Here is a 14,677-nt window from a genome sequence, read left to right on the forward strand (position 1 = left end):
ACGAACGCCAGCCGGCCGGTCATGCGGCGACAGACCCCTGGACCCGGCGGAGCTTCTTCATCGGGCCGAGCTCCGACTCGTAGACCTTCTTGACGCCGTCACCGAGCGCGGCCTCGATCGTGCGGATGTCGCGGACCAGGCGCTGCAGGCCCTGCGGCTCGACGGACGCGGCCTGGTCGGAGCCCCACATGGCGCGGTCAAGGGTGATGTGACGCTCGACGAACGTGGCGCCGAGGGCGACGGCGGCCAGCGTGGTCTGCAGGCCCGTCTCGTGGCCGGAGTAGCCGATCGGGACGTTCGGGTACTCCTCCTTCAGCGTGTTGATCACGCGGAGGTTGAGCTCCTCGGCCTTCGCCGGGTACGTGGACGTCGCGTGGCAGAGCAGGATGTTGTCCGAGCCGAGGACCTCGACCGCGTGACGGATCTGCTTCGGCGTCGACATGCCGGTGGAGAGGATGACCGTACGGCCGGTGTCGCGCAGGGCGCGCAGCAGCTCGTCGTCGGTGAGGGAGGCGGAGGCGACCTTGTGGGCCGGGACGTCGAACTTCTCCAGGAACGCGACGGCCTCGGTGTCCCACGGGGAGGCGAACCAGTCGATGCCGCGCTTCTTGCAGTGCTCGTCGATGGCGCGGTACTCGTCCTCGCCGAACTCCACGCGGTGGCGGTAGTCGATGTAGGTCATCCGGCCCCAGGGGGTGTCGCGCTCGATGTCCCACTGGTCGCGCGGGGTGCAGATCTCGGGCGTGCGCTTCTGGAACTTCACGGCGTCGCAGCCGGCCTCGGCGGCCACGTCGACGAGCGCCAGGGCGTTCTCCAGGTCACCGTTGTGGTTGATGCCGATCTCACCGGTGACGTAGACGGGGTGGCCGGGGCCCGCGGTCTTGCTGCCGAAAGAGCGAGTGCGCGTGTTCATGTGCGTGGTGTTCCTTAGGAGTTGGGGGAGAGGAGCTCGGGTCCGAGAAGCCAGGCCGCGATCTCGCGGACGGCTCCGGAGCCACCGGGGGTGAGGGTCACCGCACGGGCGGCGGCCCGTACGGAGTCGTGCGCGCTCGCCACCGCGACGGGCCAGCCGACGAGGTGGAAGCACGGCAGGTCGTTGACGTCGTTGCCGGCGTAGAGCACGCGCTGCGGGTCGATGCCCTGGTCCTCGCACCACTGCTTGAGGGCCAGGTCCTTGCGGTCGATGCCGTGCAGGACGGGGATCTGGAGCTTGCGGGCGCGGGCGGCGACGACGGCGTTCTGCTCGGTCGAGAGGATCAGGACCGGCATGCCGGCGCGGCGCAGGGCGGCGATGCCCAGGCCGTCGCCGCGGTGCGCGGAGACGAACTCGTGGCCCTCCGAGTCGAGGTGGACGCGGTCGTCGGTCTGCGTGCCGTCGAAGTCGAGGACCACGGCGTCGATCTCGTCGAAGCCGGGCGTGACCGGGGTGTCGAGCAGCGGCGCGAGCGCCTTGGCGCGGGCCAGGTCGTGCGGGTCGTCGATCTCCAGGACCCGCAGGGGGTCGGTGACGACGAGCTCGGTGCGGCCGAAGAAGCGGTGCGTGTGGGTACGGAAGCCCTCGGCGGCCATCGCGTAGACGGCGCCGGTCTCCAGGTACTCGGGCTCGCGGTCCTGACGGCGGGGGCGGAAGGCCTTGTCGTGGTTGACGCCTGTGCCGCCGTCGCGGGTCTCCCGCCACAGGAAGCCGTGGCTCGGGGACACCGTCAGGGCGGTGTCGGCCACGCCCGAGGCGACCCGCTCGGCGGCCTCGTTGACCTCGTCCGCCGTGATGAAGGGGCTCGTGCACTGGACGAGGAGGACCACGTCCACGCGGCGGCCGCTCGTCGCCTCGAAGGCGTCCATCGCGTGCAGCACCGCCGACTCGCTGGTCGCGGTGTCGCCCGCGATGGCCGCCGGGCGGTGGATCGCCTCCGCGCCGGCGGCGCGGGCCGCCGAGGCGATCGCCGCGTCGTCCGTGGAGACGACGACGTCGGTGACCACACGGGCGCCGAGGCAGGCGCGGACCGCGCGGGAGACCAGCGGGACGCCGGCGACCGGGACGAGGTTCTTGGCGGGGACGCCCTTGGAACCGCCCCGCGCCGGGATGACGGCAAGCACGGTCGTGGTCATCAGAGTTCTCCAAGACGGCGGATGACGGGTGCCACGCGCTGGACGCCGTGGCGGTACGCGCCCCGCGCCGCCTCCCGGACGATCCGGCGCAGCCCGCTGTCGCGGGTCTCCGGCGCGGTCACGTCCAGGCGGTGGCGGGCGAGGATCCCGGGCAGGTACCCGGGGGCGGTCTCCGCTGTGTAGTAGGGGTCGATCGGGGGCAGCGGGGGGCCCGCGAGCAGTTCGGCGACCCGACCACGGGCCGCGTCGAAGGACTTCTCGTACCCGCCGTCGGACGCGACGCCCTGGCGGGCGAGCCACTCCTCGTCCGGCGTCGGGCGGACGTCCGCGTCGAGCCGGTCGAAGGAGGTCAGCAGCCCCGAGCCGATGAAGTGGTGGTTGCCGAGGACCTCACGGACGCCCATGTCGCTGAGGATCGCCGTGGGGATCCGCCGGTGGAGCGCTTCGAGGGCGGCCGTGGAGGAGACCGTGACCAGCAGGTCGGTGCGGTCCAGGACCTCGCCCATGTGCCCGTAGACCAGGCGGAAGTTGGGCGGGGTGTCCAGGTCGCGCACCAGCTTCTGGTACGGCAGCTCCTCCAGGTGGGTGGTGTGCTCGCCCGGCTTGGAGCGGAGCTTGAGCAGCACCTCCCGCCCCGGGTGGAGCCTGGCGTGGTCGACGAGCCTGCGGAGCAGGTACGCCCGGTCGGCGCGGGTGACCGGCACGGACGGCTGTGCGGCGAAGACGAGGGTGTCCCGGCCGGCCTCGGGGGCGTAGGGCGCACCGCCGAGGAACGGCAGCGCGGCCTCCACCACCGAGGAGGCGCCGGCGCCCACTCCTTCGTACACGGCGCGGAAACGCTCCGCGTCGTGGCGGGAGTTGGCGAGGACGACGTCGGCGCCGTGGCGCAGCAGGAGACCGTCGGCGAGCTTCTCGTAGACGACTCCGACGTAGCCGGTGACGACGACCGGGCGGCGTTCGAGGCCCAGGTCGGCGATCCCCTGGAGGACCGCGCGGACCGTGCCGCCGACGAGGGCGAGCACGACGAGGTCGTACCCTCCGTCGCGTACCTCACGAAGGAACTCCGTGCCCGTCACCTCGCGCGGGGGCGTGTCGGACACCCCGGTCTCGGCGAGCTGGCGCGCGGTGGGAGTGGCCCGACCTCGCAGAACGAATCCGGTGGGCTCGGAAGCCGCTATACGACGCGCGGTGAGCGCGCCCCATTTCCACCGGGTGTCGGAGTCGGCGAGTACGGCAATGCGTACTCGTTCATGGGTACTTGCTGGCACGTCGAGGACGCTAGATAGGCATTCCGTTCGCTGGCCCAACTGAGACACAACAAACGGTGAACAGAGCATCTCCGCACGCTGAAAACGGTCGGGATCGGGGGCGGTTAAGGCTCCCGCCTCTTCGTGTTCACCGAACATCCCTCTTCCGGCCAGAACGAAGGCCGGACCGGCGCCTAGCGTCGGCCGGGTGGTCAAGCTCTCCGTCGTCGTGCCGTTCTTCAACGTGCAGACATATGCCCCCGACACCCTGACAAGCCTGCGTGCGAATGCCCGCGAGGACTTCGAATTCCTTCTGGTCGACGACTGCTCGACGGACGGAACGCCGGAGATCCTCGAGCGGGCCGGGCGCGAGATCCCGGGGGCCGTCCTGCTCCGACACGAGAAGAACGAGGGTCTTGCCACGGCGCGCAACACCGGTCTCGACGCCGCCAGGGGCGAGTACCTCGCCTTCCTCGACGGCGACGACTGGCTCGCCCCCGGCCATCTGACGCGGCTCGTGGCGGCCATGGACGGGCTCGGCTGCGACTTCCTGCGCACCGACCACGTGGTGAACACGGGCCGGGTCCGGTCGGTGAAGCGCGTCCCCGTCGCACGCAGGAACGAGGTGCTGCGTCCCCGGGACGCGATCCTGCCGGCCCACCGGACGACCTCCGTCGACTACCCGTACGCCTGGGCGGGCATGTACCACCGGCGGCTGCTCGACCGCGGACTGCTCCACTTCACCCACGGTCTGCGGACGGCGGAGGACCGGCCGTGGATCTGGAAGCTGCACCGTGAGGCGGAGTCCTTCGCGGCGGTGAGCACGCTCGGAATCTTCTACCGCCGCGGTGTCTCCACTTCTCTCACACAGATCGGCGATATTCGCCGGCTCGATTTCATCCGGGCCTTCGACCAGGTGATCGAGGAAACAGCGAACGACGTGGACGCGGACCGACTTCTCCCCAAAGCCGTCCGTACGTATTGCGCGCTCATTTCGCACCACGTCTCCTCCATTGAACGATTCGAACCGGCGGTGGCGAAGAAATTGCGCTCGATGAGTGCGGCGGCGCTGCGGCGCATGCCTCAGGACGTGCTGGACGAGGCGTTGTCCTCGATGGACGAGGAACGGGCGGGCGCCCTGCGCAAGCTGCGCAGGCGCCGCGCGGGTTCCCTCGACCGGACCGCGGGCTCGGGGGGCGCCGCGTGAGGACCACTCAGATCTTCTACGCCTCCACCCTGTACGGTGCGACGACGCTGGCCGCCGCCCTGGACAGTGGCTGCTTCGGCCCGGCCGACCGCCGGCTGCTGCTCGTCGGCAACAACGCGGCGGTACCGGAGACCACGCCCGCCCTCGACGAGATGCCCGGCTTCGACCGGCTGCGGGGGCGCTTCGACGAGGTGCTCTCGTGGAACGAGGCGATCGAGCCGCTCCACCCGGCGGGCTGGTCGCCGCGCGGGGACGACGTACCGCTGCTCGAACGCCATCTGCGGCTGCTGTGGGACCTCGGTGACGACCGGATCGAGATCGCCCTGGAGTCCGTGCAGGTGGCGCCGGCGCTGACGATCGCGCGGCTGTTCCCCGAGGCGGCGCTCGATGTGTACGCCGACGGCCTGATGAGCTACGGCCCCACCCGTAACAAGATCGACCCGCTGGTCGGCGACCGGGTACGGCGGCTGCTCCACCTCGACCTGGTGCCGGGGCTCGCGCCGCTGCTGCTCGGCGAGTTCGGGCCGACGGTGGAGGTGGTGCCGACGGAGGCGTTCACCAAGGTGGTCGCGGAGCTGGCGGGCCCGGCGAGCCCGGCCGCCGACGAGGAAGGCCCGGCGCTGCTGCTCGGCCAGTACCTGGCGGCGCTCTCGCTGCTCACCCCGGCCGAGGAGGAGGAGCTGCACGTACGGATGGTCCGGGGCGCGATCGCGCGCGGGCACCGGCGGCTCGTCTTCAAGCCGCACCCCACGGCGCCGGACGCCTGGACGCGGCGGCTCGCCCGGGAGGCGGAGGCGCTCGGCGCCGAACTGACCGTCCTCGACCGGCCGGTGCTAGCCGAGGTGGTGTACCGGGAGCAGCGTCCCGCCCTTGTGGTGGGCTGCTTCTCGACGGCGCTGATGACGGCGCACGCCTTCTACGGGATCCCGGTGGCGCGGGTCGGCACCCGGATGCTCCTCGAGCGGCTGACCCCGTTCCAGAACAGCAACCGCGTCCCAGCGACCCTCGTCGACGCGCTCGTCCCGGACCTGGAGGCCGAGGGCGCGACGGCGCAGGCGCCGGACGCGGAGGCTCTCGCGGGCCTGGTAGCGGCGGTCGGCTTCGCGATGCAGCCGAAGATCCGGCCGGATCTGCGGGGTGCGGCGGTCCGTCATCTCTCGGGCCCGCTCGCGGAGCGGACGCGGCACTACTTCAAGCGCCGCCGCCTCACCGTCCTGGGCCTCCCGGGCGGCATCCCGGTCCCCCGCCACCCGAAGGTCCGCCGACTCGCCCGCCGCGCCCTGAAGCTGAAGAAGGCGCTGGCGAGGTGAGGGCGTAGGTGAAGCGGAAGCGGCCCGCCCGGACGAGCGTCCGAGCGGGCCCCTCCTGGTCGTTCGCGCCGGGCGCGGGCGAGCGCCGGGCGCGGGGCGCGGGCGAGCGCCGGGCGCGGGTGTCCGCCGGGCGCGGGTGTCCGCCGGGCGCGGGTGTCCGCCGGGCGCGGGTGTCCGCCGGGCGCGGGCGAGCGCCGGGCGCGGGTGTCCGCGCTACGCGCGGGCGACGGGCTCCTGGAGCTCGGTCACCCACTTGGCGCGGTCCTCCGGGACCTCCAGGTACAGCTCGCGGGAGTACCCCGTCGAGCGGTAGCCGTTGGCGTCGATCCAGGTCGCCAGGGTCTGGACCGTGGGGAGGAGCTCCTCCATCGGCCCCCGGTGGACGACGGTCGCCGCCTCGTCCAGGCCGGGCAGCACGACGACGTCGACGCCGGCCACCTCCTCCGTACCGGCAGGGACGGTCATCCCCGCGTGGACGACGATCGAGCCGTCGCCCCGCCCCGCGTCCTCGTAGTACGCGATCCCCGGGCCGAACCCGGTGACGCCCGCCGCCTCCAGGCGCGCGCACAGCTCCTCGTACAGCGGCTGGATGACGGGGCCGATCTCGCCGGGGCCGAACCCGGCGGCCACCCCGCTCAGCTCGGCGAGCCGCACCGGTGGAATCCTCTTGATCACGACGTCCTGCGTGGGCATGTGCCCCTCGCTCTCGATGGCTCGGAGCCGCGCGCCGACCTGGGCCAGCCGTCCCGCCGCCTCCGCCAGGGCCGTCTCCAGCTCGGCCTGGCGCAGCCGCAGCATGCCGCGCAGCTCCTCCGCGCCGATCTGTTCGTCGAGGATCGACCCCACCTGTTCGAGGGTGAAGCCGAGCTCCTTGAGCGCGATGACACGGTTGAGCCGGGCGAGCTGGTCCGCCTCGTAGAAGCGGTAGCCGCTGTGCGGGTCGACATGGGCCGGGCGCAGCAGTCCGATGGCGTCGTAGTGGCGCAGCATGCGGACCGACACCCGCCCGTGCCGGGCGAAGTCTCCGATGGTGAACATGACGACTCCTACGCCACCGCCTCACACGGTGTCAGGGTCAAGCGGCGCTGCTGAGGGAGAGCTTCGCGGCGAAGCCGAGGAAGAGGGCGCCCGCGGCGGTGGTCGCGCCCGCCGAGAGGCGCTTGCGGCGGCGGAAGGCGGCGGCGAGCCGGGTGCCGCCGAATATCAGCATCGTGAGGTAGAGGAAGCTGCCGACCTCCATCAGGGTGCCGAGCACCAGGAAGGAGAGCGCCGGGTAGGCGTACCCGGGGTCCACGAACTGCACGAAGAAGGAGATCAGGAAGAGGATCGCCTTCGGGTTGAAGAGGCTGATGATCAGCGCCCTGCGGTACGGGTTCTCCCCCGCGGCGGCCGGGGCCTGTCCGCTCTCCTCGTCGAGCACCTCGTTCCGGCCCCGCCACATCGACCAGGCCGAGCGCATCATCCCGTACGCCATCCACGCCAGATAGCCCGCGCCCGCGTACTTCACGATCATGAAGAGCAGGGGCGTGGTCCGGAGCAGCGAGGCGGCGCCGAGCGCGGCCAGCGTCATCAGGATCGCGTCGCCGGTGAAGACGCCGGCGGCGGCCTTGTACCCGGTCCGCGTGCCCTTGCGGGCGGCGACGGACAGCACGTACAGCGAGTTCGGCCCCGGCAGCAGGATGATGAGGACGAGGCCCACGAGATAGGTCGGAAGATCGGTGACACCCAGCATGAAACGGAGTGTCGCACGGGGGTACGACAACCCGCTCCCACGTTTCGCATCGCGGAAGATCAGAACGCGAGCCCGGTGGGTACGCGGCGCCGCACCCCCCTCAGAACGCGTCCGTCGGGACGTACGTGCCCCAGACCTCCCGCAGCGCGTCGCAGACCTCGCCGACCGTCGCCCGCGCCCTGAGCGCGTCCTTCATCGGGTGGAGGACGTTCTCCGTGCCCGCCGCCGCCCGCTTCAGTTCGGCGAGCGCCGCGTCCACGGCCGCCCCGTCGCGCTCGGCGCGGAGCCTCGCGAGGCGCTCCGCCTGCTGGGCCTCGATCGCCGGGTCGACGCGCAGCGGCTCGTACGGCTCCTCGACGTCGATCGCGTAGCGGTTGACGCCGACGACGACCCGCTCCCCGCTGTCGGTCTGCTGCGCGATCCGGTACGCGGAGTGTTCGATCTCGCCCTTCTGGAAGCCGTGTTCGATCGCTTCGACCGCCCCGCCCAGCTCCTCGACCTTCCGCATCAGCTCAAGGGCGGCGGCCTCGACGTCGTCCGTCATCCGCTCCACGACGTACGAGCCGGCGAACGGGTCGACGGTGGCGGTGACGTCCGTCTCGTAGGCGAGCACCTGCTGCGTCCGCAGGGCGAGGCGGGCGGACTTGTCCGTCGGCAGGGCGATGGCCTCGTCGAAGGAGTTGGTGTGCAGGGACTGCGTACCGCCGAGGACGGCCGCGAGGCCCTGGACGGCCACCCGTACGAGATTGACCTCGGGCTGCTGCGCGGTGAGCTGCACGCCCGCGGTCTGGGTGTGGAAGCGGAGCATCAGCGACTTGGGGTTCCGCGCGCCGAACTCCTCCCGCATCACCCGCGCCCAGATCCGGCGGGCCGCCCGGAACTTGGCGACCTCCTCCAGGATCGTCGTCCGGGCCACGAAGAAGAAGGAGAGCCGGGGCGCGAAGTCGTCCACGTCCATGCCGGCGGCGACGGCGGTACGGACGTACTCGATGCCGTCGGCGAGGGTGAACGCGATCTCCTGCGCGGGCGAGGCACCGGCCTCGGCCATGTGGTAGCCGGAGATCGAGATCATGTTCCACTTGGGGATCTCGGCGCCGCAGTACTTGAAGATGTCGGCGATCAGCCGCAGCGAGGGCTTGGGCGGGAAGATGTACGTGCCGCGCGCGATGTACTCCTTGAGCACGTCGTTCTGGATCGTGCCCGTAAGACGGTCGGCCGGGACGCCCTGTTCCTCGCCCACGAGCTGGTAGAGGAGCAGGAGGAGGGCGGCGGGCGCGTTGATGGTCATCGACGTGGAGACCTCGCCCAGCGGGATCCCGTCGAACAGCACCCGCATGTCGTCGATCGAGTCGATGGCGACACCGACCTTGCCGACCTCGCCGTGCGCGATCGGCGCGTCCGAGTCGTGCCCCATCTGCGTCGGCAGGTCGAAGGCGACGGAGAGGCCCGTCGTGCCGTTCGCGATCAGCTGCCGGTAGCGGGCGTTGGACTCGACGGCGGTGCCGAAACCCGCGTACTGCCGCATCGTCCAGGGCCGGCCGGTGTACATGGTCGGGTACACCCCGCGCGTGAAGGGGTAGGCGCCCGGTTCGCCCAGTTTCTCGGCGGGGTCCCACCCGGCCAATGCCTCCGGGCCGTAGACCGGCTCGATGGGCAGTCCCGACTCCGACTCGCGCACCATGCGTCGCGCCTCTCGTTGAGATCTCGCTTATGTCACAGCATGGTCCGGGCTGCCGCCCGGTGCGCAACCAAGGGCGCGCGGGAAGCATCCAAGAGGTACACAAGCTGATTCCCGGGGGGCTACAGATGCGCCGTTCTTCCGTCATACGCAGAGCAGTCATACGCAGGGCACTCATGGCCACGGTCGCCGTGGCGATCGCCACGGGCTGTACGGCCCAGGCGGCCGGAGGCTCGGGGGGCTCCAGCGCCTCGCCTTCGACCGGCGGGAAGCCGTCGACCTCCGCCTCCGCCCCGGCCACGGAAGAGCCGACGACGTCCCCCAGCGGCACGCCGACGACGGACGACAAGCCGTCCGCCACGCCCAGCGCCTCCCCCACCTCCGCGCAGCCGGTCGGCAAGGTCCTGATGAAGGACGGCGACGAGAACGAGAAGGTGCGCGAGCTGCAGGCGCGGCTGCGCCAGATCGGCTACTTCGACCGGGCGCCCACCGGCTTCTACGGCTCGATCACGGGCAGCGCCGTCAAGGCGTTCCAGAAGAAGCGGGAGCTGCCGCAGTCCGGCTCGGTGGACGAGGTCACCTGGCAGAAGCTGACGGCGATGACCCGCAAGCCGACGGCCGGTGAGCTGAAGCCGGCCACCACCAACACGCTGGACACTCCGGACCCGCGCTGCATGACGGGCCGGGTGCTGTGCATCAGCAAGGAGACCCGCACGCTGGCGTGGATGATCGACGGCAAGGTCGTCTCGTCGATGGACGTCCGCTTCGGCTCGGAGAACACCCCGACCCGCGAGGGCATCTTCCAGGTCGACCGCAAGGTGCGGAACGACTGGTCGAAGCTCTACCACACACCGATGCCGTACTCGATGTACTTCAGCCGGGGCCAGGCGGTGCACTACTCGTCGGACTTCGCGGCCCGGGGCTACAACGGCGGCTCGCACGGCTGCGTCAACGTCCGGGACCGGGGGAAGCTCTCCGCGCTCTTCGACCAGGTGAAGGTCGGCGACAAGGTCGTCGTGCACTGGTAGTCACCAGGTACGGGAGGTAAGGGGCGCGGGTGGGACCGGGGGAACGTGTCCCACCCGCGCCGGGTGCGCGGAGCCGAAGGTACGGGGGGAACCCCGGCTCACGCGCGGCCGATGACCAGTCGGCTCACTAGGTACTGCGTCGCCGGGCCGAAAAGTGTCACACCGTGTTCATCGAGGGGACTCCGACGCGGTCCCCGAGGACGGCGGGACCGGTGGAGCGGGCGAGGGTGCGGGTCTTGGCGCGGCCGTCGTCCCACCGGTCGCCCCGGCCCCAGGAACCCGTTCGTTCGCCTTCGCCCCCGCCGTCGCCCGAGGAGTCGTCGCCCCTGCCGTCGCCGTCTCCGCCCGAGCGGGCGGGGTCGGCCAGGACGCGGTCGCAGAAGCGACGCACGGTCTCTCCGGTACGGGCCGACTTCGCGAGCCGGCTCTTGACGGTGGCGTCGAGGCGTCCGGCACGGAAGTCCTGGCAGGCCTTGGTGAGCTTGGCGCCGGAGAACTCGCCGCCCCGGCCCGCCGGTTCGGTGCTCTTCCCCGGCTCCGGGGTCGCGTCGCCCGTACCGCCCTTGCCACCCGTACCGCCCGACTCTCCCGTACCGCCGCCGGAGCCGGCCGTGGCCGGGGGCGCGGAGGTGACGGAGGGCGACGGGGACGCCCCGGGCGCGCTGGGGTCGCCGGCGGGCGGCGACCCCGGCGGGACCGCGTCGACGTGCGGGCCCGCCGACCCCGAGGGGGCCGGGGAGTGGGAGGAGATCGGGCCGGCGGTGTCCGCCGCCGAGACGGAACCGGCGGGAGCCGGACCGTCCGCGGTGAACGGCAGCATGCCCGTGCCCGAGGCGACGGCGACCCCGCCGACCGCCACGGCGGCGACCGCGGCCGCGAGGCCGTACCGCAGCGAGCGGCCCCAGCGCCGGGCGGCCTGCGCCTGGGTGATCCGTACCGCGTCGAGTTCGGCGACGGCGGACACGGAGGCCTGTGGGGCGGGCGGGGCGTGCGAGGCGTGGGCAGCGGAACGCACGGCCCGGCCGCGCTCGGCGGCGGCCTTGCGGAAGGCGGCCAGGGCGGCCGCCTCCCCCGGGAGTTCGGTCTCCGTCGCATGGGCCAGGGGGGCGGGGCGGGCCTCGGCGAGGGCCCTGGCCAGCCACTCGGCCTCGGCACGGGTGTGATCGTCGACGGCGTCGACCGGCTCGCCGCGCAGCAACCGCTCCGCGGCCTCCTGGTCGAGCCATGGGTACCGCTCGTCGGCCATCACATGTCCTTCTGCGTCCGCGCGCGCGATTGCGTCACACCCCCGGGGGCCTGGGCCCCCGGTCTGCGACCGCGCTGCGGCGGTACGCCCCCGAGGGGGGCGGCGGCGCCGTCGCCCTCGACGCCGAGGAGCTCGGCGAGCCGCTTCAGGCCTCGGTGGGCCGCGGTGCGTACCGCTCCGGGGCGCTTCCCGAGGGTGTCGGCGGCGCTCTTGGCGTCCAGGCCGACCACGACGCGCAGGACCACGGCCTCGGCCTGGTCCTGCGGAAGTTGGGCGATCAGATGCATGGTGTCGCCGGTGGCGAGTGCTTCCAGTGCCTCGTCCGCGGTGTCGGAGTCGGCGGGTTTGTCGGTGAGTTCGGTCTCGTCGCCACTGGCGGCGGGGCGTCTGCCGCGCATCCGGATGTGGTCGAGTGCCCGGTTGCGGGCGATCCTGGCCGCCCAGCCACGGAAGCGGTCGGCGTCGCCGCTGAAGCGGTCGAGGTCGCGGGCTATCTGGAGCCAGGACTCGGAAGCGACGTCCTCGGCGTCGGCGTCACCGACGAGCGAGCGCAGATAGCCCAGCAGCCGGGGATGCACGGCGCGGTACACAGTACGGAAGGCGTCTTCGTTCCCGTCCTGCGCAGCGAGCACCGCGGCTGTCAGCTCCGCGTCCTCCCCCAGCACTCCCCACCCTGTTCGTCATCACGGCTGGTCACCACCGCCGCACCGGTCGGCACGCAGCAGACGCTACGTGCTTCTCCGCCACAGCGTCCACGTTCGTCCGCTCTTTGTGCAACCTGCAACCAACTTGGGACATCGGCGGTGGTGTGACAGAAAACGCTTGTATGGCGCTGAACGGAGTACGGGGCCGTGCTGCGGCTCCGCGGACGACGACCGGGGCCTCTCCTGTGGGGGGTGGCGGCCCCGGTCGTCCTCCTTTTCCGCCCAGCTCAGGGCCCTCTCCACCGCCGACGCGCGCCACTTCGCCGCGCCCACCTCCGGCATGCCTCGACATCGACGACCGAACTGTCAACTGACGGTTGACACTCCTGGACTGTCAACCTAGGGTTGCACTCATGACGAACCCAGTCGGCATGACCATCCCCGTCCGGCTCGACGACCTCATCGAAGCAATCAAGAAGACCAACAAGGACGCGCTCGACCAGCTGTCGAACGCGGTGATCGCCGCAGACCACCTCGGCGACGTGGCCGACCATCTGATCGGGCACTTCGTCGACCAGGCCCGGCGCTCCGGCGCCTCCTGGACCGACATCGGCAAGAGCATGGGCGTCACCCGCCAGGCGGCCCAGAAGCGCTTCGTCCCCAAGGAACCCGACGCGGAGACGATGGACCCGAACGCCGGGTTCAGCCGCTTCACCCCCCGGGCCAGGAACGCCGTCGCGGCCTCGCACAACGAGGCATCGGCCGCCCGCAACGCCGAGATCACGCCCGGGCACGTGGCCCTCGGCCTGATCGTCGAGCCCGAGGGGCTCGCGGCGCTCTGGATCACCTCGCAGGGCGTGACGCTCGACGCGCTGCGCGAGGCGCTCACCCCGACGCTGCCGCCGGCCGCGGACGAGGTGCCCGCACTCATCCCGTACGACGCGGCGGCGAAGAAGGTCCTGGAGCTGACCTTCCGCGAGGCGCTCCGGCTCGGCCACAACTACGTCGGCACGGAGCACATCCTGCTCGCGCTGCTCGAGTTCGAGGACGGCGAAGGGGTCCTGACCGGCCTCGGCCTCGACAAGGCGCGGGCGGAGGCGGACATCGCGGCGGCCGTCGAGCAGATCGCGGTGAAGCCGGCGGAGTAGCGGTACGCAGTGGGGGCCGGGCGCCCGGCCCCCTCCGTGCCGGAACGTTTCAGGCCGTACGGGCCCGGCGGGAGACGACCGCGCGGAGCACCCGGCCGCCCTCCGTGGAGAGTTCGCGGGCCCGGCGCAGACCGGTCGGCCCGTGGGCGACCGACTCCAGGACCGCCTGCTGCCGGCGCAGCTCACCGGCGAGGAGCGGCCCGGCCCCGGTCGTGTTCCCGGCGCGGCACCGCTCGATCAGCTCGTCGGTGACCTCGGCGGCCTCGTACCGGCCGTGCAGGGCGAGCGCACTCATGGAACACCCGGCGGCCCAGACCTTGAGCGGCGCCTCGGCCCACTCGGCGGGCGCGGTCCCCAGCATCTCGCGGACGAGCCCGGCCGCCACGCCCTCCGTGCCGGCACCGTCAAGCTCGACCCGGGCCTTGGCCACCGCCTCGCCCCACGCCTCGCCGTCCCCGCGGGCCACCGCGGCCCACACGGGTCGCAGCACATCCCCGCCCTCGGGGGCGAGCAGCGGCAGACAGCGGTCCAGACAGGCGAGCCCGGCAGCCGCCAGACTCCGCTCGTCGGCCCGGTCGATCAGATCCAGCAGGCTCATCGAGGCCTCCCGTCGCGGTCGCGGCACTGCCTCTTACTGCGCCACCTGGCGTGATTTCGTCACTACGCGGCCGGAATCATGCCAGTGGCCTTGCGGTGCTGCATAGAGGTCAGACGGCGGACGAAGAGGATCGCGAGGACGGCGGCGGCGATGTCGAGGACGGCCGCTCCCATGAGGAAGCCGGCCCCCGCCGTGAACTCCTCGACCGTGTCCGCGTCGTCGTACACCGAGGTCGCGAAGAGGCTCATGAGATCCGTCAGGATCCAGCAGGCCCACCACCAGTTGAGCACCGCGAACGACTCCCCTTCGCCGTATGGGTCCCGGCGGCTGGCCCGCCAGGTGCCTACCGCGACACTCCGCGGCCACCAGAGGTTGGCGATCGGGACGAACCAGGCGCCGATGGCCCAGCCGGGCCCGCCCCGGTGCACATCGGGCGCGAAGATCCCGGCGTTCTTGCGGACCCGGAAGAACCACACGAGGAAGACGACGACGAGCGCCAGCTGGATCAGCCCTTGGAGCACCGACACGACATCGACGCCCATGTGCCCGAACCCCGCGGGATCCGGGTGGTCCTCCAGGCTGCCGGTCATCAGGAGCCGCACGTGGAGGGCCGAGAAGAAGAGAGCGGCGTCGGCCACGGCGAGCGCCGCGAGCAGCGTCACCACGGCGTACGACAGGCCGACGGGATTGCGGAGCATGGTCGAGCGAACCCCCCACGGGTGAGCGACGC

14 protein-coding genes are annotated in these 14,677 nt (G+C 71.9%); 4 read left to right on the forward strand and 10 right to left on the reverse strand.

What is annotated here, in order from left to right; all coding sequences use genetic code 11:
- Nucleotides 1-19: 19 nt before the first annotated feature.
- Genes ACGFYP_RS19750 through ACGFYP_RS19760 form a run of 3 tightly spaced genes read right to left on the reverse strand, consistent with a single transcriptional unit; the run spans nucleotide 20 to nucleotide 3,377 of the window.
- Entirely contained in the window at nucleotides 20-913 is an 894-nt protein-coding gene (locus tag ACGFYP_RS19750; RefSeq protein ID WP_393494820.1) for an N-acetylneuraminate synthase family protein, read from the reverse strand.
- Nucleotides 914-927: 14 nt separating this feature from the next.
- Nucleotides 928-2,109, reverse strand: a complete 1,182-nt coding sequence (locus ACGFYP_RS19755; protein ID WP_361967566.1) for an acylneuraminate cytidylyltransferase — start codon at nucleotides 2,107-2,109, stop codon at nucleotides 928-930.
- The gene (locus ACGFYP_RS19760) at nucleotides 2,109-3,377 is read right to left on the reverse strand and encodes a DUF6716 putative glycosyltransferase (protein ID WP_393494824.1); all 1,269 of its coding nucleotides are present in this window, start codon (nucleotides 3,375-3,377) and stop codon (nucleotides 2,109-2,111) included. The genes ACGFYP_RS19755 and ACGFYP_RS19760 overlap by 1 nt, the downstream gene beginning before the upstream one ends.
- Before the next feature lie 187 nt (nucleotides 3,378-3,564).
- On the opposite strand from ACGFYP_RS19760, the gene ACGFYP_RS19765 reads away from it, so the two are divergent.
- Nucleotides 3,565-4,563: a glycosyltransferase family 2 protein gene (locus ACGFYP_RS19765; protein ID WP_393494827.1), complete on the forward strand. Its 999-nt coding sequence runs from the start codon at nucleotides 3,565-3,567 to the stop codon at nucleotides 4,561-4,563.
- Nucleotides 4,560-5,873, forward strand: a complete 1,314-nt coding sequence (locus ACGFYP_RS19770; protein WP_393494830.1) for an alpha-2,8-polysialyltransferase family protein — start codon at nucleotides 4,560-4,562, stop codon at nucleotides 5,871-5,873. Before ACGFYP_RS19765 ends, ACGFYP_RS19770 begins: the two co-directional genes overlap by 4 nt.
- 213 nt (nucleotides 5,874-6,086) lie before the next feature.
- Here ACGFYP_RS19770 and ACGFYP_RS19775 read toward each other — a convergent pair whose 3' ends face one another.
- The 3 genes from ACGFYP_RS19775 to ACGFYP_RS19785 form a co-directional block, all read right to left on the reverse strand.
- The gene (locus ACGFYP_RS19775) at nucleotides 6,087-6,911 is read right to left on the reverse strand and encodes a MerR family transcriptional regulator (protein WP_393494833.1); all 825 of its coding nucleotides are present in this window, start codon (nucleotides 6,909-6,911) and stop codon (nucleotides 6,087-6,089) included.
- A gap of 37 nt (nucleotides 6,912-6,948) precedes the next feature.
- Nucleotides 6,949-7,605: a leucine efflux protein LeuE gene (gene leuE, locus ACGFYP_RS19780; RefSeq protein WP_393494836.1), complete on the reverse strand. Its 657-nt coding sequence runs from the start codon at nucleotides 7,603-7,605 to the stop codon at nucleotides 6,949-6,951.
- A 100-nt stretch (nucleotides 7,606-7,705) separates the two neighbouring features.
- Complete coding sequence (locus tag ACGFYP_RS19785; RefSeq protein WP_393494839.1) at nucleotides 7,706-9,286, reverse strand: methylmalonyl-CoA mutase; 1,581 nt, start codon at nucleotides 9,284-9,286, stop codon at nucleotides 7,706-7,708.
- A gap of 173 nt (nucleotides 9,287-9,459) precedes the next feature.
- Between ACGFYP_RS19785 and ACGFYP_RS19790 the strand changes: the two genes are divergently transcribed.
- Nucleotides 9,460-10,311 carry a L,D-transpeptidase family protein gene (locus ACGFYP_RS19790; protein WP_393494842.1) on the forward strand — a complete coding sequence of 284 codons (852 nt, stop codon included), beginning with the start codon at nucleotides 9,460-9,462 and terminating at the stop codon, nucleotides 10,309-10,311.
- A 157-nt stretch (nucleotides 10,312-10,468) separates the two neighbouring features.
- On the opposite strand, the gene ACGFYP_RS19795 is transcribed toward ACGFYP_RS19790, so the two are convergent.
- Entirely contained in the window at nucleotides 10,469-11,557 is a 1,089-nt protein-coding gene (locus ACGFYP_RS19795) for a hypothetical protein (RefSeq protein ID WP_393494845.1), read from the reverse strand.
- Nucleotides 11,557-12,222, reverse strand: a complete 666-nt coding sequence (locus ACGFYP_RS19800) for an RNA polymerase sigma factor (protein ID WP_393494847.1) — start codon at nucleotides 12,220-12,222, stop codon at nucleotides 11,557-11,559. The genes ACGFYP_RS19795 and ACGFYP_RS19800 overlap by 1 nt, the downstream gene beginning before the upstream one ends.
- A gap of 392 nt (nucleotides 12,223-12,614) precedes the next feature.
- Here ACGFYP_RS19800 and ACGFYP_RS19805 point away from each other — a divergent pair, with 392 nt between their 5' ends.
- Nucleotides 12,615-13,349, forward strand: coding sequence for a Clp protease N-terminal domain-containing protein (locus ACGFYP_RS19805; RefSeq protein ID WP_361967586.1), 735 nt, complete (start codon nucleotides 12,615-12,617; stop codon nucleotides 13,347-13,349).
- A gap of 49 nt (nucleotides 13,350-13,398) precedes the next feature.
- Here the strand turns inward: ACGFYP_RS19805 and ACGFYP_RS19810 are convergent, their stop codons facing one another.
- Both ACGFYP_RS19810 and ACGFYP_RS19815 read right to left on the reverse strand, forming a co-directional pair.
- Nucleotides 13,399-13,947 (reverse strand): hypothetical protein, encoded by a 549-nt coding sequence (locus ACGFYP_RS19810; protein WP_393494851.1) that lies wholly within the window; start codon nucleotides 13,945-13,947, stop codon nucleotides 13,399-13,401.
- 62 nt (nucleotides 13,948-14,009) lie between these two features.
- Nucleotides 14,010-14,645: a DUF4328 domain-containing protein gene (locus ACGFYP_RS19815; RefSeq protein ID WP_393494854.1), complete on the reverse strand. Its 636-nt coding sequence runs from the start codon at nucleotides 14,643-14,645 to the stop codon at nucleotides 14,010-14,012.
- Between the last annotated feature and the right edge of the window lie 32 nt (nucleotides 14,646-14,677).

Origin of the sequence: Streptomyces sp. NPDC048370, from assembly GCF_043200825.1 — a bacterium.
Taxonomy (GTDB): domain Bacteria; phylum Actinomycetota; class Actinomycetes; order Streptomycetales; family Streptomycetaceae; genus Streptomyces.

Bases quoted from the DNA above. Each gene is read 5' to 3' on its own strand.
- ACGFYP_RS19750 (WP_393494820.1), bottom strand. From the start codon at position 913: ATGAACACGCGCACTCGCTCTTTCGGCAGCAAGACCGCGGGCCCCGGC.
- leuE (WP_393494836.1), bottom strand. From the start codon at position 7,605: ATGCTGGGTGTCACCGATCTTCCGACCTATCTCGTGGGCCTCGTCCTC.
- ACGFYP_RS19775 (WP_393494833.1), bottom strand. From the start codon at position 6,911: ATGTTCACCATCGGAGACTTCGCCCGGCACGGGCGGGTGTCGGTCCGC.
- ACGFYP_RS19795 (WP_393494845.1), bottom strand. From the start codon at position 11,557: ATGGCCGACGAGCGGTACCCATGGCTCGACCAGGAGGCCGCGGAGCGG.
- ACGFYP_RS19805 (WP_361967586.1), top strand. From the start codon at position 12,615: ATGACGAACCCAGTCGGCATGACCATCCCCGTCCGGCTCGACGACCTC.
- ACGFYP_RS19785 (WP_393494839.1), bottom strand. From the start codon at position 9,286: ATGGTGCGCGAGTCGGAGTCGGGACTGCCCATCGAGCCGGTCTACGGC.
- ACGFYP_RS19815 (WP_393494854.1), bottom strand. From the start codon at position 14,645: ATGCTCCGCAATCCCGTCGGCCTGTCGTACGCCGTGGTGACGCTGCTC.
- ACGFYP_RS19810 (WP_393494851.1), bottom strand. From the start codon at position 13,947: ATGAGCCTGCTGGATCTGATCGACCGGGCCGACGAGCGGAGTCTGGCG.
- ACGFYP_RS19790 (WP_393494842.1), top strand. From the start codon at position 9,460: ATGGCCACGGTCGCCGTGGCGATCGCCACGGGCTGTACGGCCCAGGCG.
- ACGFYP_RS19755 (WP_361967566.1), bottom strand. From the start codon at position 2,109: ATGACCACGACCGTGCTTGCCGTCATCCCGGCGCGGGGCGGTTCCAAG.